Annotated in this window: 1 protein-coding gene; it reads left to right on the top strand. The window is 29.9% G+C overall.

The window, feature by feature from the left end; all coding sequences use genetic code 11:
* On the top strand, positions 1 to 981 hold a 981-nt coding region (locus D7D25_RS17675; protein ID WP_122970219.1), incomplete at its 5' end, for a 6-bladed beta-propeller.
* Between the last annotated feature and the right edge of the window lie 28 nt (positions 982 to 1009).

Consider the following 1009-nt stretch of genomic DNA (forward strand, 5'->3'; position numbering starts at 1 on the left):
GACCATCTTCAATTATCTGATATTATATACTTGGAAACAATAGACTTGTCTTTGATCAAAAGTATTAGACGGTTAATCATACATAAAGATACAATCATCATTTTAAATGACAGGGAAGAAGTCTTGTTTTTTGACATGAAGGGTAAATTTTTAAATAAAATACGTAATAGAGGGGGAGGTCCCGGAGAATATAATCATATTATCGACATAGCCCTTGACTACGATAGAGACAATATTATTCTATATACCGATAATTTCAGCTTATTCATTTATAGTTTAGACGGAACATTTATCTCCCAAACTGACAATATTGACACCGACAATCTCTATGAGAAAATAATATATAATAATAATATTCTATTTTTTTACAATCCATTAAATACTAAAGATAAAAGCATTATAAGGAGTTTTGATCTTAATAATAGTAAATATATAAAGAATAAATTCATTGGTAAAACAGCGGATTTTATTCTCCGACAAAGAGGAGTACCTATCGTTAAAAGCAAATCTATCTGGTATGTTGTCCCTCTCGGAAATTCCCTATTCAACCTAGACGAAACAGTTACTTATCAGATTAATTGTGATAACTTTGGCATTACTGATGCCATACTTAAGAAACAGTATACAGACCCGAGGAAACTTGTCAACGAAATAAATGAAAAACAAATATGTTATGGCTTTTCTTCGATCAGGGAAACAAATCGATTTATCTATTTCAAGTCAAATGTACATGATTTTATCAGAGTAGATAAAGCAAATAATAAAGCAAAATGGTGTCAGCACGCCAGAGACTTAAAAAATGGCATTTCTGATATGAGTTATTTTCCTCATGATGCGGATGATCAGCAAATAATGTTTATTGCGGATTTCAATAGTTTAGAAAATGCAGATATACTGGAAAGACAAACTGAAAAAATGGATAAAACGCATGATGAAGAACTAAACCCTGTTTTAATTTTCTATAAAGAAAAACAGGAATGAATATAAAATATCATATTGATTTTCAATG

The sequence above is a fragment of the Proteiniphilum sp. X52 genome, assembly GCF_003712195.1.
Classification (GTDB): Bacteria; Bacteroidota; Bacteroidia; order Bacteroidales; family Dysgonomonadaceae; genus Proteiniphilum.